This window comes from Neoroseomonas terrae, assembly GCF_018129025.1.
Lineage (GTDB): Bacteria > Pseudomonadota > Alphaproteobacteria > Acetobacterales > Acetobacteraceae > Neoroseomonas > Neoroseomonas terrae.
Window position 1 is genome coordinate 21,858 of record NZ_JAAEDI010000014.1, and the last position, 21,162, is coordinate 43,019.

Annotated in this window: 23 protein-coding genes and 2 tRNA genes; 20 read left to right on the forward strand and 5 right to left on the reverse strand. The window is 67.5% G+C overall.

Going from position 1 to position 21,162, the window contains the following annotated elements:
- Positions 1–47 precede the first annotated feature (47 nt).
- On the forward strand, positions 48–1,982 hold the full coding sequence (gene thrS, locus GXW78_RS13930; protein ID WP_211869436.1) for a threonine--tRNA ligase: 1,935 nt from the start codon (positions 48–50) through the stop codon (positions 1,980–1,982).
- 133 nt (positions 1,983–2,115) lie between these two features.
- Positions 2,116–2,643, forward strand: coding sequence for a translation initiation factor IF-3 (gene infC, locus GXW78_RS13935; protein ID WP_211869437.1), 528 nt, complete (start codon positions 2,116–2,118; stop codon positions 2,641–2,643).
- Positions 2,644–3,107: 464 nt separating this feature from the next.
- Here infC and GXW78_RS13940 read toward each other — a convergent pair whose 3' ends face one another.
- Positions 3,108–4,034 (reverse strand): cation diffusion facilitator family transporter, encoded by a 927-nt coding sequence (locus GXW78_RS13940; RefSeq protein ID WP_211869438.1) that lies wholly within the window; start codon positions 4,032–4,034, stop codon positions 3,108–3,110.
- Between the two features lie 355 nt (positions 4,035–4,389).
- Here GXW78_RS13940 and GXW78_RS13945 point away from each other — a divergent pair, with 355 nt between their 5' ends.
- Positions 4,390–4,767 carry a hypothetical protein gene (locus tag GXW78_RS13945; RefSeq protein WP_211869439.1) on the forward strand — a complete coding sequence of 126 codons (378 nt, stop codon included), beginning with the start codon at positions 4,390–4,392 and terminating at the stop codon, positions 4,765–4,767.
- Positions 4,768–4,778: 11 nt separating this feature from the next.
- Here GXW78_RS13945 and GXW78_RS13950 read toward each other — a convergent pair whose 3' ends face one another.
- Positions 4,779–5,180, reverse strand: a complete 402-nt coding sequence (locus tag GXW78_RS13950; protein ID WP_211869440.1) for a DUF1801 domain-containing protein — start codon at positions 5,178–5,180, stop codon at positions 4,779–4,781.
- A gap of 16 nt (positions 5,181–5,196) precedes the next feature.
- Positions 5,197–5,631: a DUF1801 domain-containing protein gene (locus tag GXW78_RS13955; protein WP_211869441.1), complete on the reverse strand. Its 435-nt coding sequence runs from the start codon at positions 5,629–5,631 to the stop codon at positions 5,197–5,199.
- 352 nt (positions 5,632–5,983) lie between these two features.
- On the opposite strand from GXW78_RS13955, the gene ffh reads away from it, so the two are divergent.
- The 13 genes from ffh to GXW78_RS14020 all read left to right on the forward strand — a co-directional run bounded on the left by ffh (position 5,984) and on the right by GXW78_RS14020 (position 14,675).
- Positions 5,984–7,369: a signal recognition particle protein gene (gene ffh, locus GXW78_RS13960; protein WP_211869442.1), complete on the forward strand. Its 1,386-nt coding sequence runs from the start codon at positions 5,984–5,986 to the stop codon at positions 7,367–7,369.
- 23 nt (positions 7,370–7,392) lie between these two features.
- Positions 7,393–7,731 (forward strand): 30S ribosomal protein S16, encoded by a 339-nt coding sequence (gene rpsP / locus GXW78_RS13965; protein ID WP_211869443.1) that lies wholly within the window; start codon positions 7,393–7,395, stop codon positions 7,729–7,731.
- Positions 7,732–7,753: 22 nt separating this feature from the next.
- Positions 7,754–8,272 (forward strand): ribosome maturation factor RimM, encoded by a 519-nt coding sequence (gene rimM / locus GXW78_RS13970; RefSeq protein ID WP_211869444.1) that lies wholly within the window; start codon positions 7,754–7,756, stop codon positions 8,270–8,272.
- On the forward strand, positions 8,269–9,009 hold the full coding sequence (gene trmD / locus GXW78_RS13975; RefSeq protein ID WP_211869445.1) for a tRNA (guanosine(37)-N1)-methyltransferase TrmD: 741 nt from the start codon (positions 8,269–8,271) through the stop codon (positions 9,007–9,009). Before rimM ends, trmD begins: the two co-directional genes overlap by 4 nt.
- Positions 9,010–9,033: 24 nt before the next feature.
- Entirely contained in the window at positions 9,034–9,465 is a 432-nt protein-coding gene (gene rplS / locus GXW78_RS13980; RefSeq protein WP_211869446.1) for a 50S ribosomal protein L19, read from the forward strand.
- A 50-nt stretch (positions 9,466–9,515) separates the two neighbouring features.
- Positions 9,516–10,946: a 3-isopropylmalate dehydratase large subunit gene (gene leuC / locus GXW78_RS13985; protein ID WP_211869447.1), complete on the forward strand. Its 1,431-nt coding sequence runs from the start codon at positions 9,516–9,518 to the stop codon at positions 10,944–10,946.
- On the forward strand, positions 10,946–11,557 hold the full coding sequence (gene leuD / locus GXW78_RS13990; RefSeq protein ID WP_211869448.1) for a 3-isopropylmalate dehydratase small subunit: 612 nt from the start codon (positions 10,946–10,948) through the stop codon (positions 11,555–11,557). Before leuC ends, leuD begins: the two co-directional genes overlap by 1 nt.
- 68 nt (positions 11,558–11,625) lie before the next feature.
- Positions 11,626–12,741 carry a 3-isopropylmalate dehydrogenase gene (leuB, locus tag GXW78_RS13995; protein WP_211869449.1) on the forward strand — a complete coding sequence of 372 codons (1,116 nt, stop codon included), beginning with the start codon at positions 11,626–11,628 and terminating at the stop codon, positions 12,739–12,741.
- 77 nt (positions 12,742–12,818) lie between these two features.
- Positions 12,819–12,895 (forward strand) — tRNA-Arg (locus GXW78_RS14000).
- Between the two features lie 29 nt (positions 12,896–12,924).
- A tRNA-Arg gene (locus tag GXW78_RS14005) sits at positions 12,925–13,001 on the forward strand.
- A gap of 241 nt (positions 13,002–13,242) precedes the next feature.
- Complete coding sequence (locus tag GXW78_RS14010) at positions 13,243–13,515, forward strand: hypothetical protein (protein WP_211869450.1); 273 nt, start codon at positions 13,243–13,245, stop codon at positions 13,513–13,515.
- A 147-nt stretch (positions 13,516–13,662) separates the two neighbouring features.
- Complete coding sequence (locus GXW78_RS14015; RefSeq protein ID WP_211869451.1) at positions 13,663–13,908, forward strand: hypothetical protein; 246 nt, start codon at positions 13,663–13,665, stop codon at positions 13,906–13,908.
- Positions 13,905–14,675: a ComEC/Rec2 family competence protein gene (locus tag GXW78_RS14020; protein ID WP_211869452.1), complete on the forward strand. Its 771-nt coding sequence runs from the start codon at positions 13,905–13,907 to the stop codon at positions 14,673–14,675. Before GXW78_RS14015 ends, GXW78_RS14020 begins: the two co-directional genes overlap by 4 nt.
- A gap of 386 nt (positions 14,676–15,061) precedes the next feature.
- Here the strand turns inward: GXW78_RS14020 and GXW78_RS14025 are convergent, their stop codons facing one another.
- Positions 15,062–15,508 carry a VOC family protein gene (locus GXW78_RS14025; RefSeq protein ID WP_211869453.1) on the reverse strand — a complete coding sequence of 149 codons (447 nt, stop codon included), beginning with the start codon at positions 15,506–15,508 and terminating at the stop codon, positions 15,062–15,064.
- Positions 15,509–15,609: 101 nt separating this feature from the next.
- Here GXW78_RS14025 and GXW78_RS14030 point away from each other — a divergent pair, with 101 nt between their 5' ends.
- Entirely contained in the window at positions 15,610–16,086 is a 477-nt protein-coding gene (locus tag GXW78_RS14030; protein WP_211869454.1) for a MarR family winged helix-turn-helix transcriptional regulator, read from the forward strand.
- A 55-nt stretch (positions 16,087–16,141) separates the two neighbouring features.
- Here GXW78_RS14030 and GXW78_RS14035 read toward each other — a convergent pair whose 3' ends face one another.
- Positions 16,142–17,122: a DMT family transporter gene (locus tag GXW78_RS14035; protein ID WP_246522185.1), complete on the reverse strand. Its 981-nt coding sequence runs from the start codon at positions 17,120–17,122 to the stop codon at positions 16,142–16,144.
- Positions 17,123–17,279: 157 nt separating this feature from the next.
- Between GXW78_RS14035 and otsB the strand changes: the two genes are divergently transcribed.
- The 3 genes from otsB to GXW78_RS14050 are packed head-to-tail and all read left to right on the forward strand — an operon-like array spanning position 17,280 to position 21,161.
- The gene (otsB, locus tag GXW78_RS14040; protein ID WP_211869455.1) at positions 17,280–18,026 is read left to right on the forward strand and encodes a trehalose-phosphatase; all 747 of its coding nucleotides are present in this window, start codon (positions 17,280–17,282) and stop codon (positions 18,024–18,026) included.
- On the forward strand, positions 18,013–19,809 hold the full coding sequence (locus GXW78_RS14045) for a glycoside hydrolase family 15 protein (protein ID WP_211869456.1): 1,797 nt from the start codon (positions 18,013–18,015) through the stop codon (positions 19,807–19,809). Before otsB ends, GXW78_RS14045 begins: the two co-directional genes overlap by 14 nt.
- A complete protein-coding gene (locus GXW78_RS14050) occupies positions 19,794–21,161 on the forward strand; it encodes an alpha,alpha-trehalose-phosphate synthase (UDP-forming) (RefSeq protein ID WP_211869457.1) in 1,368 nt (455 codons plus the stop codon). Before GXW78_RS14045 ends, GXW78_RS14050 begins: the two co-directional genes overlap by 16 nt.
- Position 21,162 lies beyond the last annotated feature (1 nt).

The window sequence follows — 21,162 nt, forward strand, 5'->3', positions numbered from 1 at the left end:
GCCCATGGTCCGCGCCCTCTTTTCCCCCTCAGGAGATGCCCTTTCCGATGCCCGCGATCACCCTGCCTGATGGTTCCGTCCGGTCCTTCGATGGGCCGGTGACGGGCACGCAGGTCGCGGCCGCCATCGGGCCGGGCCTCGCCAAGGCCGCGCTCGCCATGGTGGTGGACGGGCAGATGCAGGACCTCGCCCGGACCATCGAGGCCGATGCCGCGCTGCGCTTCGTCACCCGCAAGGACCCCGAGGCGCTCGAGCTGATCCGCCACGACGCCGCCCATGTGCTGGCCGAAGCCGTGCAGGAGCTGTTCCCCGGCACCCAGGTCACCATCGGCCCGTCGATCGAGAACGGCTTCTACTACGACTTCGCCCGCAACGAGCCCTTCACCCCGGAGGACTTCGCCGGCATCGAGGCGAAGATGCGCGAGATCGTCGCGCGCAACGCCGCCTTCGAGCGCATCGTGACCAGCCGCCACGAGGCGATGGCGCTGTTCGCCGAGAAGGGCGAGAAATACAAGGTCGAGCTGATCCAGGACCTGCCGCAGGGCGAGACCATCACCCTGTACAAGCAGGGCGACTGGATCGACCTGTGCCGCGGCCCGCATATGCGCGGCACCGGCGATGTCGGCACCGCCTTCAAGCTGATGAAGGTGGCCGGCGCCTATTGGCGCGGCGACCACCGCAACGCGATGCTGTCGCGTATCTACGGCACCGCTTGGCGCGATCAGAAGGAGCTCGACGCCCATCTCCATCAGCTGGAGGAGGCGGAGCGCCGCGACCACCGCAAGATCGGCAAGGAGATGGACCTGTTCCATCTCCAGGAGGAAGCGGTCGGCTCGGTCTTCTGGCACCCCAAGGGCTGGAAGCTGTACCGCAACATCGAGGCCTACATGCGCCGCCGGCTGGATGCGGCCGGGTACCAGGAGGTGAAGACCCCGCAGCTTGTCGACCGCAAGCTGTGGGAAGCCTCGGGCCATTGGGAGAACTACCGCCCCCACATGTTCATCGCGACCGTCGAGGACGAGACGGAGCGCGAGCGCGTGCTGGCGATCAAGCCGATGAACTGCCCCTGCCATGTGCAGATCTTCAATCACGGCCTGCGCAGCTACCGCGAGCTGCCGATGCGTCTCGCGGAATTCGGCGCCTGCCACCGCTTCGAGCCGTCCGGCGCGCTGCACGGGATCATGCGCGTGCGCGCCTTCACCCAGGACGACGCGCACATCTTCTGCGAGGAGCACCAGATCGCCGAGGAGACCGCGCGCTTCGTGGCGCTGCTGGCCGGCATCTATCGCGACCTCGGCTTTGCCGATTTCCGCGTGAAGTTCTCCGACCGCCCCGAGAAGCGCGCCGGTACCGAGGAATCCTGGGACAAGGCCGAGGAAGGGCTGAAGGAAGCCTGCCGCCTCGCCGGCGTCGAGTATGAGCTGAACCCGGGGGAGGGCGCCTTCTATGGCCCGAAGCTGGAATTCGTGCTGCGCGACGCGATCGGGCGCGACTGGCAGTGCGGCACCCTGCAGGTAGACTATGTGCTGCCGGAACGGCTCGGTGCCGAATACGTGGCTGAGGACGGGTCGCGGCGGCGCCCCGTCATGCTGCACCGGGCGATCCTGGGGTCCTTCGAACGCTTCCTCGGCATCCTGATCGAGCAGCATGCCGGCCGCTTCCCGTCCTGGATGGCGCCGGTGCAGGTGGTGGTCACCACCATCGTCTCGGACGCCGACGACTATGCGCGCAAGGCTGCCGCCGAGCTTGAGAAAGCTGGAGTGGCTGTTTCGCTTGATCTTCGCAACGAGAAGATCAACCGCAAGGTGGTCGACCACATCGAGCAGCGCGTGCCGGTGCTCGCCGTGGTCGGGCGCCGGGAGGCCGAGGAAGGCACGCTCGTGCTGCGCCGCCTGCCCGGGCGCGAGCAGGAGACGATGCCGCTTGCCGACGCCGTCGCGCTGCTGAAGGCCGAGGCGACCCCGCCCGACCTCGCCCGCTGAGCCTTGACGAGAATGCGCGCCGGCCCTGCGGGGCCGGCCGCGCTTGATGGTTGCGGTCGTACGACCGTCGATCCATATATCGCCGTTGATTGTTCCGAAACTACGACAGGAGACGACCATAGCCCGACCCCCCATGGCTGCCGGCCAGGCCCCGACCCGTGACGGCCCGCGCATCAACGACGAGATCCGCGTCCCTCAGGTGCGCCTGATCGACCAGCACGGCGAAATGCAGGGCGTGGTGTCCCAGCGCGAGGCGCTGATCCGCGCCTACGATGTCGGCCTCGACCTGGTCGAGATTTCCCCGAACGCTATTCCGCCTGTCTGCAAGATCCTCGACTACGGCAAGTATAAGTACGAGCAGCAGAAGAAGGCCAACGAGGCCCGCAAGAAGCAGAAGGTCGTCGAGATCAAGGAAATCAAGGTCCGCCCGAACATCGACGACCACGACTACGATGTGAAGATGCGCCAGATGAAGACCTTCATCTCGGAAGGCGACAAGGTGAAGGTGACGCTGCGGTTCCGTGGCCGCGAAATGGCGCACCAGGACCTGGGCGCCAAGGTGCTTCAGCGCATCCGCGACGAACTGACCGAGACCACCAAGGTCGAGCAGTTCCCGCGGATGGAGAATCGCCAGATGATCATGGTGCTGGCACCGAAGTAAGCCGCAGGGGAGGGCTCGGCCCTCCCTGTTGCAGCTTTATCACTTTAACGCTTTAGGCCTTTATCTTCGTGAGCGCGTGAAAGCCGGCGCGCTCGTGATATTGATAATATTCCTATAGCCTGCGCGGCAGGCCGGATCAAGTGGACGGGGGCTGGCCGGGTGTGCGCGTAAGGTCAGAGAGAGGCTCCGCCCCTTTCCGAACCTCACCCCGCCAGGTGCTTGGAGCACCTGGACCGCAGCTACCTGACGCTGAGCGAGACGGCTGTTCCTCTTCTCCAAACCCTGTCGGGGCCCCTGAGGCGGGTCATGAAAATGATCCGACCCCTGCGCGCGATGCCAGGGCGAGGTTTGCAAACGTCCTTTGGCCGATGCGGGCCCCATTCACATTGCGATGGCCATGCGAATGGGTGCCCGTGCCGGGGAAGGGGGCTGGAGGGGACAGAGCCCGTTCGTGATCTCCCCCCTCAGTCCGCCCAGCCCTCATCCGCCGTGAACACGATGGTCAGCCACCGGTTGGGGCTTTCCTCGCCGACCCGCTCGCTGATCTCGCTCCGCAGCCGGTCCCAGGCCTCCATCGTCCGCGCCGGCATGCCGGATGGAACCACGAAATACAGGTCGATCTGCGTTGAGCGGCCTACACGGGCGACATAGGCCCTGTAGGACTCGAAGCCGTGCTGCCGCACGGCGTCGGCGGCAACCGCATCGACATGCGCGCGCAGCCCATCCGGCGTCATCAGCAGGATGTCCTCCAGCGCGCGGCGCACGACCGGCACCGGCAGCGGGATGAGCACCAGGCAGACCAGCGCCAATACTGCCGGGTCGATGTAGGGCGTGACCCAGTCGAAGCGCGTGCCCTGGACGAGTTGCCCGCCGATGAAGGCGACCAGCAGCGCGGCGGTGATGCCTGCGGACATCATCCAGGCCGTGGCATCGAGCGCGATGAACTCCGACCGGATGGACCGGTTCGCCCGCTTCGCGAAGCTCGCCATGGCGACGCAGGCGGCGAGCGTCACTGCCGCATAGATGATCGCGTAGTCGAACAGCAGCGGATTGCCGCCGGCGAGCAGGCTGCCCACGGCATTGATCAGCGCATAGGCCGAGACGCCCATCAGCAGCAGCCCGTTCACGCCGAGCACGATGGGCTCCAGATGCCAGAAGCCGACGGAGAAGCGGTCGCGCAGCCGGCTCGGCGCGATGGTGTCCGTGGCGTAGCCCATGATCAGCCGGGCGACGATCAGGGCGAGGACGCTCATGACCGCGTCCATCAGGGAATAGGCGCCGTCGAAGGCGATGGAGGAGGAGCCCGAGACGATGCCGAAGAAGATGCCGGATGCGGCAACAAGGATGGTGGCGCCGATGGACGTCTTCAGGACGTCTTGTTCGGTACGCATGGAACTGCCTTTCGGCGATGAAATCGCGCTGCCAGACGCCCGCCGCAGTCTGCGGGGCGTATGTGACAGAATAATGAAATGACGGATCAGGTATCGGCGACCGGCAGTGCGGTCTCCTTGGGGAGAAAGTCCCTATCGATCGTGCAGAAAGCCCTGCCGATCGAGGAAAGTCTTGAGATGGATCCGGATCGCTGCTCGATCGTCCGGCATGGGAATCGTCCGTGGTCGGTTTATAATTGCGATTAGTTTAACATCGATTGCGCGATCCGGCCAAGGGTGCCGTTTGATTTGATCATCGGGATCGTACCCGTTTCTCGTGGACAGTTGCCCGAAGCGCCGGGCACGGTGGTTCGTCATGAGCGTCGCGCGCTTGTCACCTTGGGACCGTGAGGCACCGGAGCCGCGATGGCGTCGGTTTGTCGTTTCTTTGGGGCATCTCGACCGCGCGGAAGCCGCGGCGGCGCAGGGCGACCGCCATGCGGCGGCGCACTTCTTCCGGTTGGCGGAGATGGAGATCGACGACGCTGTCTGCACGGCCGAGGCCGTGAACGGGATTCGCGGAATCGACGGCGTGGCACGGCTGGTGGATCTGGCGCGGCGCTATGTAGGTCTTCCCGAGCCGTCCGAAGGCTACGGGATTGACTTCCGTGTGTTGGAAGATGGCGACGCCGTGTCGGTGTGGCTTACCCTGGGGCGGGTGGGACCGTCGACCGGCGCGCTCCTGCCCGACTGACGCGGGCCTGTTCAGCCTTTCTTCTTCTTCGCGCGGTTCACCGCCACGGCCGCCCGGATCAGCGCCTTGAAGGCATCCTCGTCGATCGTCTCTTCATCGCGGATGTCGATGGCGCGGCGCGTATTGCCGTCCAGGCTGGCGTTGAACAGGCCGGCGGGGTCGGGCAGGGCGGCGCCCTTGGCGAAGGTCAGCTTCACCACGGCCTTGTACGTCTCGCCGGTGCAGAGGATGCCGGCGTCCTCCCAGACCGGCACGCCACGCCATTTCCACGTTTCGACCACTTCGGGGTCGGCGGCGTGGATCAGGGCGCGGATGCGGGTGAGGGTTTCGCCCCGCCAATCACCCAGTTCCCTGATCCGGGCGTCGATCAGCGCCCCGGCATCCGCCGCGGGCTCCTCGGCCTTCGTGGTCATCGCCAACCCTCCGCCATCACGGTGTCCAGCCGGGCAGCCTGGCGGCCTGGCGGATCCAGGCCGTCAATTGCGCTTCGTCGATCGGATCATCCTCATGGATGTGGAAGTATCGCGTATTCGCATCCTTCGACGCGACCGGCGGTACGGGATCGAGCGCAGCGCCGCGGAAGAAGGCGAGCTTGATGTATTTCGCGAAGCAATGGAGACCGAGGAAGAAGCCTTGGCCTTCGACGCCATAGAGCGGCGAGTTCCATTTCACGGCCTTTTGCACATTCGGCACCGCCCTGCCGATCAGCGTGTCGAGCTGCTGCCCGACATCGCTTTTCCAGCCCGGCATGGCGGCGATGTAGGCCTGGACGGGTGCGTCGCCATCGCCTTTGGCGATCTGCGGGTTGCCGCCCGACAACAGGACGGGTTTCTCGGTAGCCTTGGCCCGCGCCTTGCTAGTCATGCCGCTTATCTCCCGCCCTCATTTCGCAACGCCTTTACCCGCCAGCGCCGCCGCGGCCAAACTCAAAACCCTGCCGGCGCCGGCGCCAGGTCGAGGTTTCCAAAGGCCTTTCGGCCTTTGGCGGGTCCAGGGCAGGGCCCTGGCCGGGTGGTCCGGAGGGGTGGAGCCCCTCCGGTTCCGCGCTTGACTATGGGCCTCCCCCGGTCGTAAACGCCGCAATCCCCGGTTCGCCCTGAACCGTTGGTCCGGCCCCTGATGGGCTGGGCTCCGCCGCTCCGCGAAGGCTCGCGCAGCGGCGCGTACTCTTTTGGGGCGGCCGCAACGCGTTGTGAAGGACTGAACGGACCGCCCGATGTTCGAGGCATTGTCCAGCAAGCTGAACGGGGTCTTCGACCGGCTGCGCCGCCGTGGTGCGTTGTCGGAGGCTGATGTGTCCGAGGCGCTGCGCGAGGTTCGCGTGGCGTTGCTGGAGGCCGACGTCGCGTTGCCGGTGGTCCGCGACCTAGTCAACAAGGTCCGCGAGCGGGCGGTGGGGCAGGAGGTCCTGCGCTCGGTCTCCCCCGCGCAGCAGGTCATCAAGATCGTCAACGATGCGCTGGTGGAAGCGCTCGGCGGCGGTGCGAATGATGACGGCAAGCGCGGCATCGACCTGAACGCGCCGTCCCCCGTGCCGATCCTGATGGTCGGCCTCCAGGGCTCGGGCAAGACGACGACGTCCGGCAAGATCGCGCTGCGGCTGCGCACGCGGGACAAGAAGAAGGTGCTGCTGGCGTCGCTCGACGTGCATCGCCCCGCGGCGCAGCTTCAGTTGCAGACGCTGGCGCAGCAGGCCGAGGTGACGTCCCTGCCGATCATCGCGGGACAGACGCCGATCCAGATCGCCGCGCGGGCGATGGATGTGGCGCGGCGCGAGCTGTACGACGTGGTGGTGCTCGACACCGCCGGCCGCCTCGCGATCGATGAGGCGCTGATGGAGGAGGTGGCGCAGGTCAAGCTCGCCACCAACCCGCACGAGACCTTCCTGGTCGTGGACGCGATGACCGGCCAGGACGCGGTGAACACCGCGAAGGCGTTCCACGAGAAGATGGGCGTCACCGGCATCGTCATGACGCGCATCGACGGCGATGCGCGCGGCGGCGCGGCGCTGTCCATGCGGGCCGTCACCGGCGCGCCGATCAAGCTGCTGGGCGCGGGCGAGAAGCTGGACGCGCTGGAAGACTTCCATCCGGACCGCATCGCGTCGCGCATCCTCGGCATGGGAGACATCGTCTCCCTCGTCGAGAAGGCGGCGGCGACGATCGATCAGGAGGAAGCCGAGAAGCTCGCGGCCCGGATGCAGAAGGGCCAGTTCTCGCTGGAGGACTATGCGAGCCAGCTCAAGCAGATCGGCAAGATGGGCAGCCTGCAGGGCATCCTCGGGATGCTGCCCGGCGTCGGCAAGATCAAGCAGCAGATCAACGACGCCAATCTCGATACCTCCATCCTGGGGCGGCAGGCGGCGATCATCAGTTCGATGACACCGAAGGAACGCCGCACGCCGGACATCATCAAGGCGTCGCGCAAGAAGCGCATCGCCGCGGGGTCCGGCACCTCGGTTCAGGAAGTGAACAAGCTGCTCAAGCAGTTCGACGACATGTCCGTGATGATGAAGCGGATGAGCAAGATGGGCCAGAAGGGGATGATGCGTGGCGGTCTCGCCTCGCTTCTTCCCGGCATGGCCAACAAACGACCCTTCTAGAAATACGACGAAAGGAAGCCTCTATGGGCCTCAAGATCCGCCTCGCCCGCGCCGGTGCGAAGAAGCGCCCCTACTACCACATCGTGGTGGCCGATAGCCGCTCGCCGCGCGATGGCCGCTTCATCGAGCAGGTCGGTTCCTACAACCCGATGCTGCCCTCCGACCATGCGGACCGCATCCGCCTGAAGGATGAGCGCATCACCCATTGGATCGGCCAGGGTGCGGTCGCGACGGATCGCGTCGCGAAGTTCCTCGGCAAGGCCGGCCTGGCGCCGATGCCGGTGTTCGCCGAGCAGCCGAAGCAGTCCGCGCCGAAGAAGAAGGCGCAGGAGCGCGCCGCGGCCGCCGCGGCGGCCGGCTGACCTTCGGACCGGGTGACGTGACGTGGCGGTGAAGCGCGTGATGGTGGGGGAGATCGGCAGGCCGCATGGCGTGCGCGGTCTCGTGCGCCTGCGCGCCTTCACCGAGGACCCCGCCGCGATCGCCGCCTACTCCCCGCTGACCGACGAGAGCGGTGCGCGTAGCTTCGCCCTGACCCTGAAGGGCGGCGACATCGCTGCCGTCGAGGGCGTGGCCGATCGCGACGCGGCGCAGCGCCTGACCGGGACGAAGCTGTTCGTCGAGCGCGACAGGCTGCCGGCGCCGGCGGAGGAGGAGTTCTACCTGACCGACCTAATCGGCCTCGCGGCCGTGACGGAAAGCGGGGAGAGCCTCGGGCGGGTGCGCGCGGTCGAGGACCATGGCGCGGGGCCGTTCCTGATCGTCGATGGGGCGGGCCGGGAGTATCTGCTGCCGTTCACCAAGGCGGTGGTGCCGGTCGTGGATGTCGCGGGCGGGTCGGTCACGGTGGTGCTGCCGGGCGAGATCATCGTCCAGCCGCAGGCGGGGGAGGATGCGGCATGAACTGGCGCGCCTCCGTCCTCACGCTGTTCCCGGAGATGTTCCCCGGGCCGCTCGGGCTGTCGCTCGCCGGCCGTGCGCTGCGCGAGGGCCGCTGGGCCATCGACGCGCATGACATCCGCGCCGCCGCGACGGATCGCCACCGCACGGTGGACGACACGCCGGCCGGTGGCGGGGCCGGGATGGTGATGCGGCCGGACGTGCTGGACAGCGCGATCGGCGCCGTCATGCCGGAAGGCGATGCGCGGCCGCTGATTTACCTGACGCCCCGCGGGCGGCTGCTGGATCAGGCCACGGTGCGATCCCTGGCCGAAGGCCCGGGCTGCGTCCTTCTCTGCGGCCGCTACGAAGGCATCGACCAGCGCGTCATCGAGGCGCGCGGCATGGTCGAGCTTTCCGTCGGCGACTACGTGCTGAGCGGCGGCGAACCGGCGGCGCTGGTCCTGCTCGACGCCTGCATCCGCCTGCTGCCGGGCGTGATGGGCGCGGCCGACAGCGCGGCCGAGGAAAGCCACGGCGCCGAGGGCCTGCTGGAATACCCGCACTACACGCGACCGGCCGAGTGGAACGGCCGCGCCATCCCGGACGTGCTGCTGTCGGGCCACCACGCGGAGATCGCGCGCTGGCGGCGGGCCGAGAGCGAGCGAATCACGAAAGAGCGCCGACCCGACCTGTGGGCACGGCACGAAGCGAAACAACGCGGGGCTGGGGGCATGGACGGCCACCCTGCCGCCGCTTAAGAGAATCGACGAAAGGACAAGGTCATGAACCTTCTGGAGCAGTTCGAGGCCGACCAGCTGGCCCGCCTCAGCGCCGCCCGCGCCACGCCGGATTTCGCGCCGGGCGACACCGTCCGCGTGATGGTGAAGGTGGTCGAGGGTGAGCGCGTGCGTACCCAGGCCTATGAGGGCGTGGTGATCGCGCGCAACAACAAGGGCGTGCAGAGCAACTTCACGGTCCGCAAGCTGTCCTATGGCGAGGGCGTGGAGCGCGTGTTCCCGCTGTATTCGCCGAACGTGGCCGAGATCCAGGTGGTGCGCCGCGGCAAGGTGCGCCGCGCGAAGCTGTATTACCTGCGTGGCCGTACCGGCAAGTCGGCGCGCATCGCCGAGAAGCTGGGTGCGAAGCCGGACGCGAAGGCGGCTGCTGCTGCTGCCGCCGCCGCTGCCGCGCCCGCGACGACGACCGAAGCGTAACTGTTCCACGGGCCCCGCATCGGGCGGGGCCGACGGGAAGGGAGATAACGATGTCAGCGCAGAAGCCGCGCACTTTGTTCGACAAGATCTGGGACGCCCATGTGGTGGATACGCTCCCGGACGGCACGGCTCTGCTCTACATCGACCTTCACCTCACCCATGAAGTCACCACGCCGCAGGCCTTCGATGGCCTGCGCGCGGCCGGGCGCGGCATCCGCCGCCCGGATGCGACGCTCGGCGTGATCGACCACAACATCGCGACCGACGCGTCGCGCTACACCGGCATCGTCGATCCGGAGAGCGCGTTGCAGGTCGCGACGCTCGAGAAGAACGCCGCCGAGTTCGGCATGCCGCTGATCCCGCTGCTGGATGAGCGCCAAGGCATCGTGCACGTCATCGGGCCGGAGCTCGGCCGTTCGCTGCCCGGCATGACGATCGTCTGCGGCGACAGCCATACCTCGACGCATGGCGCGATGGGCGCGCTCGCCTTCGGCATCGGCACCAGCGAGGTCGAGCACGTGCTCGCCACGCAGACGCTGCTGCAGAAGCCGGCGAAGAACATGCTGGTCAGCGTGGACGGCAACCTCGCGGTCGGCTGCTCGGGCAAGGATATCGTGCTCGCCATCATCGGGCGCATCGGCACGGCGGGCGGCACGGGCCATGTGATCGAATATGCGGGCGACGCGATCCGCGCGCTCGACATGGCCGGACGCATGACGGTGTGCAACATGTCGATCGAGGGCGGTGCCCGTGCCGGCATGGTTGCGCCAGACCAGACGACCTACGACTACATCGCGAAGACGCCGGACGGGCCGAAGGGTGCGGCACTGGCTCGCGCGATGGAATGGTGGAAGACGCTGCCAACCGATGACGGCGCGCATTTCGACACGGTGCTCCGCCTCAACGCGCATGAGATCGCGCCGCAGGTCACCTGGGGCACCAACCCCGAGGCCGTGCTGCCGATCACCGGCGTCGTGCCCAACCCGGCCGAGGTCGATGACGAGGCGAAGCGCGTCCAGATGGAGCGCATGGTCCAGTATATGGGCCTGACGCCGGGCCAGCGGTTGCAGGACCTCAAGGTCGATGTCGTCTTCATCGGCTCCTGCACCAATTCCCGCATCGAGGACATCCGCATGGCCGCCGCCATCGCGAAGGGCCGCAAGGTCGCCGATGGCGTCCGTGCCATGGTCGTCCCCGGCTCGGGCCTGGTGAAGAAGGCGGCGGAAGCCGAAGGGCTCGACCGCATCCTCAAGGAAGCGGGCTTCGAGTGGCGCGAGGCCGGGTGCTCCATGTGCCTCGGCATGAACCCGGACAAGCTGACGCCGGGCCAGCGTTCGGCCAGCACGTCGAACCGGAACTTCGAAGGTCGTCAGGGGCCGGGCGGCCGCACCCACCTGCTGTCGCCCGCCATGGCCGCCGCCGCGGCGCTGGCCGGGCATCTCGCCGACGTCCGCGACTACCAGCCGAAGGAGACCGTGTGATGCAGGCCTTCACGACGCTGACCGGCATCGCCGCCCCACTCCCCAAGGCGAATGTCGACACCGACCAGATCATCCCGGCGCGCTTCCTGAAGTCCATCTCGCGCGCCGGCTTCGGCAAGAACCTGTTCGCGAACTTCCGCTACAATGAGGACGGGTCGGAGAACCCCGATTTCGTCCTCAACCAGGAACCGTACCGCAAGGCCGAAGTGCTGATCGCCTTCGAGAATTTCGGCTGCGGTTCGTCCCGCGAGCATGCGCCGTGGGCGCTGCTCGATTTCGGCATCCGCTGCGTCATCGCGCCGGACTTCGCTGACATCTTCCACAACAACAGCTTCAAGAACGGCATCCTGCCGGTGCGGCTTCCGAAGGAAGTCTGCGCGCAGCTGATGGAAGACGCGAAGATGGGCCCGAACGCCCGCGTCACCGTCGACCTCGAACGCGAAGTCGTCGTGCGCCCGAACGGCGAGGAAATTCCGTTCAAGATCGACCCGCTGCGCCGGCACCTGCTGCTCAACGGCCTCGACGACATCGGCCAGACCATGCAGCACGCGCCCGCCATCGACAGCTTCGAAGCGAAGCAGAAGGCCGCCCAGCCCTGGCTCTACGCCTGAGCTGACTTCACCCCCGGGCGGCGTCCACCGGGGGCGTCTCCCGGCCTGACCAGGAGACGCCCGAACCAATGCCGTCCAACAAGAAGCTTCTCATTCTGCCCGGCGACGGGATCGGCCCCGAGGTGATGCGCGAAGTCCGTCGCGTCGTCGATTGGATGGGCCGTCGCCGCGCCGTGTCCTTCGACATCGAGGAAGGCATCGTCGGCGGCGCCTCCATCGATGCGCAGGGCACGCCGATCACGGATGAGACGGTCGAGAAGGCCAAGACCGCCGATGCCGTGCTGTTCGGCTCGGTCGGCGGCCCCAAGTGGGACAGCCTGCCCTTCGAGCAGCGCCCGGAGCTCGGCATCCTCCGGCTGCGGAAGGATCTAGGCCTGTTCGCGAATCTCCGCCCGGCGGTGGTGCTCGATCCGTTGGTCGATGCCTCGTCCCTGAAGGCCGATGTCGTCCGCGGCGTCGACATCATGGTGGTCCGCGAATCGACCGGCGGCGTCTATTTCGGTGAGCCCCGCGGCGTCGAGACGATGCCGGACGGCAAGCGCCGCGGCTTCGACACCGATGTCTATGTCGAGGACGAGATCGCCCGCGTCGCCCGCGTCGCCTTCGACCTGGCGCGCAAGCGCCGTAACAAGGTGACGTCGGTCGAGAAGGCGAACGTGATGCAGTCCGGCCGCCTGTGGCGCGCCGTGGTGGGCGAGGTTCACAAAGCCGAGTTCGCCGATGTCGAGCTCGAGAACATGTATGCCGACAACTGCGCCATGCAGCTCTGCAGCCGGCCCAAGCAGTTCGACGTGATCCTCGGCAACAACCTGTTCGGGGACGTGCTGTCGGACCTCGCGGCGGCGCTGACGGGCTCGCTCGGCATGCTGCCCTCCGCGACGCTCGGGGCGGTCGATCCGATCACCGGCAAGCGGCACGCGCTGTACGAGCCGATTCACGGCTCGGCGCCCGATATCGCGGGGAAGGGCGTGGCCAATCCGCTCGCGCAGATCCTGTCCTTCGCGATGCTGCTGCGCTGGTCCTTCGGCATGGAGGAGGATGCCGCGCTGGTCGAAACCGCCGTTGGCAAGGTGCTGGGCGGTGGTCTGCGCACGGCCGACATCATGCAGGCCGGCATGGCCCGCGTCGGCACCACCGTGATGGGTGAGGCCGTGGTGCGGGAGCTCGACAAGCTCGCCGCGTGACAAAGCTGCGGCGGAGGGGTTGCGTCCCTCCGCCGCCTCCGCTATTTCCCCGGCCTCGCCGCGATACGCGGCACGGGGCGCCCGTAGCTCAGCTGGATAGAGCACCAGACTACGAATCTGGGGGTCAGAGGTTCGAATCCTTTCGGGCGCGCCACTTCTTCTCACTCACCGACGCTCCCGGCTGCGCCCGTAGCTCAACTGGACAGAGCACCAGACTTCGGATCTGGGGGTTGGGAGTTCGAACCTTCCCGGGCGCGCCACCTGCCGCAGAAATCCGCGGTTTCGAGACTAACCCCATTCGTAACCCCCTTCATCGCGATTGGTAGCCTCGGAACCGCGCCTCAGGCTGGCGCCGTGTTGCCGACGCCGGACGTCAGTTGGGCGGGCTCTGCCACAACATGTTGGGTAGGCACCGCCACAGCGTGGGCACATATGGTGTCCCCGCCCCTTGAATTCATATGAACCGGCTCCAACATGTCCCCAGTTCACGCTGGGGTTACCATGTTCCGGTCGCCGCTCACGGACTACGACACCTGGGCCTGCCTCACGCCGGGCTTCCTGCTGCTGGCGGCGGGTGATCACGTCCTCCGTCTGGGATGGATTTGGCGGGACACCTGGACGACCGTCGGCGCCGTCTTCGCCATCGCCTGTGCGTATGTGGTCGGGCACGCCTGCGCATCGCTCGCCAGCTTGATCGTCGAACGCGGGCTGGTGCACCGCATTCTCAAGCCGCCTTCGGTTGTGCTGCTGAATCCGGATGCCGGTCCGAAATGAGCGCGCCGCATCTTCCGGAACTACTACCGGCCGCTGCCGCCACCGGCCCCCGAACGGGTTTCCGAGAAGGCGGAGAAGGCCGGCATCGGCAAGGACTCCGAAGCCCTGTTCCAGTGGGCCTACTCCGTCGCGCGCGAGAAGAAGGCGGTGTCGGAGCGGCTGCCGGTATTCCTGAATCAGTACGGCATGGCGCGGAACACCACCTTCGCCGTGTCGATCTGCGCCGCGTTGCTCACGTGGTCGGCTCTGGTCCAGGGCCGTGAAGCCGATCGGTGGTGGGCTGCTGCGGCTGCGGCGACAGCCGTGACGATGCTGTTTCGCTTCCTGAAAAACTACCGGCTCTTCACCGCCGAGATTTACCGGCACATCGCCTTCGAGGAACCGCCGACATGAAGCTTGAGGTCTTCAACGTCGAGCACGGCGCGTGCGCGCTCATCACCCTGGATGACGGCCGGCGCATCGCCATCGACTGCGGACATAACAGCAGTACGGGTTGGACCCTGCACCGCCACCTGCAGAGCCTCGGCACTAACTGGCTGGACGAGCTCTGGCTCACCAATCTCGACCAGGACCACCTCAGCGGTTTGGCGGCGCTGCTCCACACCACCGGGATCGGCAACATCCTGGTCAATCCGAGCATCACGCCGGCGTGGCTTCGCGCCATCAAGGAGGATGGCGGGGTGGTGAGCCGGGACATCGAGGCGCTGTGCGCCCTGATGGGCGCCGGGAGGGTCAACCTACCCTTCGCCCCTCTGCCCGCCTCGGTGGGCGTTGTCTACGGATGGAACGTCTGCGGCGTTTCCTTCGATGACACCAACAACCTTTCGCTCGCGGCCGTGGTCTCGATGGGGTCGGTGAGCGTGCTCTTCCCGGGTGACCTAGAGCGCGCGGGGATGAGGAACGTTCTACACGCTCCCCTGTTTGCTCGGGCCGTCAGCAACGTTCACGTGCTGGTCGCGCCCCACCATGGTCGAGAGAACGGGTGCAGCCAGGACCTTTTCGACGCCATGTATTCGCACAAGCCGCAGCTCTGCATCATGTCTGCCCGAATCGCCATGGTAGCCCGGCGGTGCCGACCGCACGCGCGCATCCGTCAACATCTTCAGCATCTCCCACGCCCCTACGTAGGGATTTTAATGTCCCGGAGAGGTTCCCGCTAGATGATTGCCCTGCTCGCTACCCCCTTCATCAGTTCTGGCTGCCCGCATACGGCCGCGGCGTCGAGTGAACGAAGGCGAATGACCGGGGCTTCTCTTCCGCAGAATTACGCAAGTGTTGAGTTTTGCTTCCGCACTCCCGCGGACTACCAAGAGCGGGGGCGAACGTCACTGCTACGCTTCCCGGGCGCGCCATATCAATCCCATCACATCGATCCGGGCGCCATCGGCGTTGCTTTCGCTTGAATCGGCGACGCGTCTCGACTGACGGCTGGTCCGTCCTGCCTCGCTGCTGAAGGGGCATAGCCCACGCCGCCGCGGCGATCATCCATCCAAAGGGCATGGTGCATGGACGATCGCCGCGACGATGCTGACGGCGGCGCGCTGTCTCAGGCCTGCGTCGGCTTCCAGTCGCCCGACGGGATGGTGTTGATCATCCAGGGCACGCCGAACTTGTCGACCAGGGCGCCAAAGGCGGGGGACCAGAAGGTCTCGCCGAAGGGCATCACCGCCCGGCCGCCTTCCGACAGCGCATCGAACCAGCGCTTCGCCTCGGCCTTGTCGCTGGTGTGCAGGGCGACGTCGAAGCCGTTCTTCGGCTTGTCGATGTTGGGCGCCCAGGCGACATCCATGTCGGCGCCCATCAGCGCCTGATCGCCGACCTCCAGCCAGCAATGCATCAGCCAAGTCTTGTACTTCTCATCGGCGATCGGCATGCCCGGCGGAGCGTCGGCATAGGGGAAGGCGGCGGTGATCCTGCCGCCCAGAACCTTTGCGTAGAACTCGAAGGCTTCGCGGCACTGGCCCTGGAAGCTGAGGCTGGTCACGATCTTCATGTTGAATGCTCTCCGGCGTCGACGGCCGGCGGTCGATGCCGCCGCGCCTTGATGATTGACGTTTGGCGAAGTGGGTTGATATCAACGTAATGGCCTCTGCGATGTCAACCATTCAACTACATGCTCTCGACGACGTTCCTTTCGCGACCACGATCCTGGTGCGCGACGCCTGCCTCTGCCTGCATGTGCAGCGTGCCGCGCGCGCCCTGGCGCGGCAGTTCGACATCGCCTTGAAACCGGCGGGGATCACCAGCGGGCAGTTCTCGCTCCTCATGTCGCTGAACCGGCCTGGCCCGGTCTCGTTCGGCAGCGTCGCCGCTCTGCTCGCGATCGACCGGACAACGCTGACGGCCAATCTGAAGCCGTTGGCGCGCCGCGGCCTGGTGGAGAACACGACTGACCCGGCCGATCGGCGGGCGCGGCGGCTGCTGCTGACGGCCGCCGGCCGGGCCGTGCTTGCGGCGGCGGTGCCGATCTGGCAACGGCTTCACGGGACGATGGAAGCAGCGCTGCCCGATGCCGACCGCCTGCGCGCCGATCTGAACCGCCTGTCGCGGCCCGGTGATCCGGCGGCCTGACCGGGCTGGAGCTTTTTTCGCTGAGGCTGGAGCGGCGCCAGCCTGTGCCGCCTGATCAAAGAATGCTCTGGCGCGGCAGCTCTTCGGGCGTCAGCGCCATCGTGGGCGCCGTGCTGCCGCTCGCGACGGGCGGCGGCAGCGTGGTGCCGCGGCGGCGCTCGCGCATCAGCGTCAGCATGCCCGCCCCGATGATCAGGGCGCTGCCGGCCAGCATCGGCAGGTCCACCCGGTCGCCGAAGAACAGGTAGCCGAGCAGGATCGCCCACAGCATCTGGCTGTACTGCGTCGGGCTGATCCAGGCGGCCGGTGCATCCGCTGCGGCATACATCAGCAGCACGTTGGCGAGCGCCGCCAGCAGCCCATAGCCGGCGAGGAACACCCATTCCACGGCACTCGGCGCGCGGAAGACCGGCAGGGTCAGCAGTCCGCAGATCAAGATGGTGCCGAGAATACCCGCCCCGAACAGCGAGATCCGCTTCTCGGTGGCGCCCGCCGCGCGAAAGGTGATGACGACGACCGCGCCGCCGAGCCCCGCGGCGACCGCGCCCAGATGCCCGACCGTCAACTCGCGCAGCCCTGGCCGCAGCACGACCAGCACGCCGATGAACCCGATCAGGACTGCCGCCCAGCGCCGCAGCCCGATGCGTTCCTTCAGGAACAGCAGCGACATCAGCGTCACGAAAGCCGGCTGCAGGAAGATCAGCGCGAAGGCTTCCGCCATCGGCAGCAGCGTGAACGCAGTGACGCTGCCGATGACGCCGAGCGGATAGGCGATGAAGCGCAGCAGCCAGAGCGGCCTGCTGGTGGTGGCGAACACATCGGTCCACCGATCGCCCGGCTTCAGCAGGAAGGGCATGGCGACCAGCGCGAAGGCGGCGCCGAAGAAGGCCGATTCGTAGGCCGGTAGCGCGCCTTCGATCGCCTTCACGCTGGCGTCGCTGAAGGAAAATGCGGCGAAGGCCAGGAAGCCGAGCAGCACGCCCCGCGTCGCATGATCGGTGGGCACGCCGGAGCCCCCGCGGCTTCGCTGATCCAAGGCAATCCATTCCTTTGTGCCGGGTTTCCCTCCCTTCGTCGCACGGTTCTGCCGTCGCGCCGCGCGGCGCCACGATAGTCCGTTCCGCACCGCGCGCGGAACGTGACCGTTCAGATAACGGGGTGCAATCCCGACCGATGCGTCCTAACTAGGACAGGTGACACGTCTCGGTGTTCCCGAGATCGAGGCCGATTGGGCGCTCTTCCTCGATCTTGACGGCACCCTTCTCGACATTGCGCCCCGACCCGACGCGGTCCGCGTGCCGGACCGACTGCCCGGCGATCTCGCCGGCCTTTCCCAATGCCTGGGCGGTGCGCTCGCAGTCGTCAGCGGCCGCGATTGCAGCACCATCGACCATCTGCTCGCCCCGTTCGCGCCGCCGGGCGGCTTCGGCCACGGCGCGGAGCTGCGCAGTGCCGACGGGATTCTGCTGCCCGACAGCATGCCGGTGCCGCCTGCCGCCTGGGCCGAGTCCCTTGCGGCACTGGTTGCCTCGCGCCCGGGGCTGCTGCTGGAACGCAAGCCGCATGGCCTCGCCGTGCATTTCCGCGCCGTTCCCGACGAGGGTACGCGGGTGCACGAGAGCATGCAGCGCCTGGCGGCGACGCGGCCGGCCGACTTCGCCGTGCTGCCCGCGCACATGGCCTTCGAGATCCGCCCACGCGCCGCCACCAAGGCACGCGCGGTGGAAACCCTGATGGCCGCCCCGCCGTTCACGGGCCGGCGACCGGTCTTCGTGGGGGATGATGTGACGGATGAGGATGGGATGGAGGCTGCGCGCCGGTTTGGCGGGCTCGGCCTGCATGTCGGCCGCGACTTCACCGGCGGCCCGGCGCAAGTCCGCAACTGGATCGCCCGCGCCGTCGCCCATCTGAGCCCGGATATCGCCCATGCCCAATCTTGACTACGCCGTCATCGGCAATTGCGCCGTAGCGTCCCTCGTCTCACGCGAGGGGCGCCATGAATGGTTCTGCTACCCCCGCATCGATGCCGATCCGGTATTCAACGGGCTGCTGGGCGGGGAGGACCCCGAGCGCGGCTTCATGGACGTGGTCCTGCGTGACCGCACCGGCTGCCGCCAGCGCTACCTGCGCAACACTGCGGTGCTCGAGACGGTGCTGACCGATGCAAGCGGCGGCGGCATCCGCATCCTCGACGTCGCGCCGCGCTTCCGCCGCTTCGGCCGCATGTACCGCCCGCCCGCCCTGGTGCGACGGATCGAGCCCGTGTCGGGCCGGCCGCGCATTCGGCTGCGTATCCGCCCGTCTTTCGACTACGGCACCGATGCCGGCGTCACCAACATCGGCAGCAACCACATCCGCTATCGCGGCGCCAATGCCGTGCTGCGGCTGACGACCGACGCGCCGCTGTCCTATGTGACCGAGGAAGCCGAATTCGGGCTCGACCGCCCCGTCAGCCTGATCATCGGCACCGACGAGAGCCTCCCCGAGGCGCCGGATATGGTTGCGCGCCAAGCCCTCGCGGAAACCGAGGCCTACTGGCTCGACTGGGTGCGCGGCCTGAACCTGCCCTTCGACTGGCAGGATGCCGTGATCCGCGCGGCGATCACGCTGAAGCTGTGCTCCTTCGAGGATACCGGCGGCATCGTCGCGGCGCTGACCACGTCGCTGCCCGAGGCGCCGAACAGCGGGCGGTGCTGGGACTACCGCTTCTGCTGGCTGCGCGACGCCTTCTTCACCGTCGGTGCGCTGAACCGGCTGAACGCGACACGCACCATGGAAGGCTTCCTGCGCTTCATCCTCGATGCCGTGCCGGACGGCTCCGGCGGACCGATCCCGCCGTTGTTCCCGATCGCGCCGGGCACCACGATGGACGAACGCATCGCCGTCGCGCTGCCCGGCTTCCGCGGCGATGGCCCGGTGCGCATCGGCAACGCCGCCGTCTCGCAGCGGCAGAACGACAGCTATGGCGCCATCATCATGGCGGCGACGCAGATGTTCTGGGACCAGCGGCTGAGCCGTACCGGCGACGTCTCGCTGTACCGGCAGCTTGCCGCCATCGGTCGCCATGCGGAGCACGACGCCTTCGAGCCCGATGCCGGGCTGTGGGAGTATCGCGGGCGCGCTGCGGCGCACACCCACTCGGCGGCGATGTGCTGGACGGCGCTCGACCGGCTCGGCGCCATCGCGCAGCATCTTGGCCTGACGACGGAGGCGCAGGACTGGGAGCGCCGCGCCGATGCGCTGAAGGGACGGATCATCGAAGCAGCGACCGTGCCGGGGGAGGGCTGGATCTCCGGCGTGCTGAACGGCGATTCCGTCGCCGATGCCTCGACCTTCCTGCTGCCGGAACTCGGCCTGATCAAGGCCACGGACCCGCTGTTCCTCCGCACCGTCGAGGTGCTGGAACGCCGGCTGGTCCGGGACGGGATCGTGCTACGCTACGACCATGCCGATGATTTCGGCACGCCGGAGGTCGGATTCCTCGTCTGCACCTTCTGGTACATCGACACGCTGGCCCGCATCGGCCGGCGGAAGGAAGCGCGCGAGGTGTTCGAGCGCGCGCTGGCCTGGCGCAACCATGTGGGATTGCTGTCGGAGGACGTGGCCCCGGGGACCGGCGCCCTTTGGGGCAATTTTCCGCAGACCTATTCCCAGGTCGGGCTCATCCTGTCGGCGATGCGCTTGTCCCGAAGCTGGGAGGAAGGTCTGTGGCGCGCCTCGTAATCGTCTCCAACCGCGTTCCGCCGCCGCGGGCGACCGGCGGGGTAAGCGCAGGCGGCCTGGCGGTCGCGCTCCAGTCCTTCGTTGAACCCGGCACGCTGTGGTTCGGGTGGAGCGGCCGCGTGACCGAGAAGCCGTCCGGCAAGCCGGGGTTCGCGGATGGGCAGGGTGTCACCTACGCGACGATCGACCTCAGTTCCGAGGATTACGACCGGTTCTACGTTGGCTTCGCCAATTCATCCTTGTGGCCGCTGCTGCATTTCCGGCTCGGCCTGATGCGCTATCGGCGCGAGGATTTCGAGGGCTACCTCGTCGTCAACGGCAACTTCGCCGACGCGCTGATGCCGATGCTGCGCGACGACGACATGATCTGGGTGCACGATTACCACCTGATCCCGCTCGCCCTCGCGTTGCGTGAGCGCGGCTTCAACGGGCGGATCGGCTTCTTCCTGCACATCCCCTTCGTCCCGGCTTCGGTGCTCGAGGCACTGCCGCCCGCCCGCGATCTGCTCCGGGCGCTATGCGCCTACGACGTGGTGGGGTTCCAGACCCATACGCATCTCGAGGACTTCCTGGACTGCGCCCGTCGCTTCACCGGCTTCGCGGTGGAAGGGCAGGAGGTGGTGACGAACGGGCGGCGCGTGCGCGCCATCGCCGACCCGATCGGCATCGACGCCGCCGGCTTCGCGCGTGTCGCCGCGCGATCGGCCGGCACGGCCTACATCCAGCGCGTCCGTGACAGCCTGATCGGCCGCGCGCTGGCGATCAGCGCCGAGCGGCTGGACTACTCGAAGGGCCTGCCGAACCGGTTCGAGGGCTTCGCGCGGCTCCTCTCACGCTTCCCCCAGCATCACCGGCATATTTCCATGCTGCAGATCGCTGCGCGCTCGCGGGAGGACGTGGCCGAGTACCAGGTGCTGCGGCGCGAACTGGACCGTCTGGCCGGCGACATCAACGGCCGCTTCTCACAGTTCGACTGGGTTCCGCTGCGCTACATGACGCAGACGGTGGCGCGCACCAAGCTCGCCGGCCTGTTCCGCGCGGCGCGGATCGGGCTGGTGACCCCGCTGCGCGACGGGATGAACCTAGTGGCCAAGGAATTCGTCGCCGCCCAGGACCCGGCCGATCCGGGCGTGCTGATCCTGTCCCAGTTCGCCGGCGCGGCGGAGGAATTGTCGGATGCGCTGCTGGTGAATCCCTACGACCCCGATGCGATCGCCGAGGCGATGCATGTGGCGCTGGAGATGTCGATCGACGAACGCCGCGAACGGCACGCGGTGCTGCGCCGAGCGGTGTTCGACGTGACGGCGGCGCGGTACTGCAACGTGTTTGTGGATGCGCTGAGGGGGGCGTGAG

Excerpts from the sequence above, each read along its gene's own strand:
- ffh (WP_211869442.1), top strand. The coding sequence starts at position 5,984 with ATGTTCGAGGCATTGTCCAGCAAGCTGAACGGGGTCTTCGACCGGCTG.
- GXW78_RS14025 (WP_211869453.1), bottom strand. The coding sequence starts at position 15,508 with ATGAAGATCGTGACCAGCCTCAGCTTCCAGGGCCAGTGCCGCGAAGCC.
- rpsP (WP_211869443.1), top strand. The coding sequence starts at position 7,393 with ATGGGCCTCAAGATCCGCCTCGCCCGCGCCGGTGCGAAGAAGCGCCCC.
- GXW78_RS13955 (WP_211869441.1), bottom strand. The coding sequence starts at position 5,631 with ATGACTAGCAAGGCGCGGGCCAAGGCTACCGAGAAACCCGTCCTGTTG.
- GXW78_RS13950 (WP_211869440.1), bottom strand. The coding sequence starts at position 5,180 with ATGACCACGAAGGCCGAGGAGCCCGCGGCGGATGCCGGGGCGCTGATC.
- leuC (WP_211869447.1), top strand. The coding sequence starts at position 9,516 with ATGTCAGCGCAGAAGCCGCGCACTTTGTTCGACAAGATCTGGGACGCC.
- infC (WP_211869437.1), top strand. The coding sequence starts at position 2,116 with ATGGCTGCCGGCCAGGCCCCGACCCGTGACGGCCCGCGCATCAACGAC.
- GXW78_RS14020 (WP_211869452.1), top strand. The coding sequence starts at position 13,905 with ATGAAGCTTGAGGTCTTCAACGTCGAGCACGGCGCGTGCGCGCTCATC.
- GXW78_RS14030 (WP_211869454.1), top strand. The coding sequence starts at position 15,610 with ATGTCAACCATTCAACTACATGCTCTCGACGACGTTCCTTTCGCGACC.
- leuD (WP_211869448.1), top strand. The coding sequence starts at position 10,946 with ATGCAGGCCTTCACGACGCTGACCGGCATCGCCGCCCCACTCCCCAAG.
- GXW78_RS14010 (WP_211869450.1), top strand. The coding sequence starts at position 13,243 with ATGTTCCGGTCGCCGCTCACGGACTACGACACCTGGGCCTGCCTCACG.
- rplS (WP_211869446.1), top strand. The coding sequence starts at position 9,034 with ATGAACCTTCTGGAGCAGTTCGAGGCCGACCAGCTGGCCCGCCTCAGC.
- thrS (WP_211869436.1), top strand. The coding sequence starts at position 48 with ATGCCCGCGATCACCCTGCCTGATGGTTCCGTCCGGTCCTTCGATGGG.
- GXW78_RS13940 (WP_211869438.1), bottom strand. The coding sequence starts at position 4,034 with ATGCGTACCGAACAAGACGTCCTGAAGACGTCCATCGGCGCCACCATC.
- leuB (WP_211869449.1), top strand. The coding sequence starts at position 11,626 with ATGCCGTCCAACAAGAAGCTTCTCATTCTGCCCGGCGACGGGATCGGC.
- GXW78_RS14045 (WP_211869456.1), top strand. The coding sequence starts at position 18,013 with ATGCCCAATCTTGACTACGCCGTCATCGGCAATTGCGCCGTAGCGTCC.
- GXW78_RS13945 (WP_211869439.1), top strand. The coding sequence starts at position 4,390 with ATGAGCGTCGCGCGCTTGTCACCTTGGGACCGTGAGGCACCGGAGCCG.
- trmD (WP_211869445.1), top strand. The coding sequence starts at position 8,269 with ATGAACTGGCGCGCCTCCGTCCTCACGCTGTTCCCGGAGATGTTCCCC.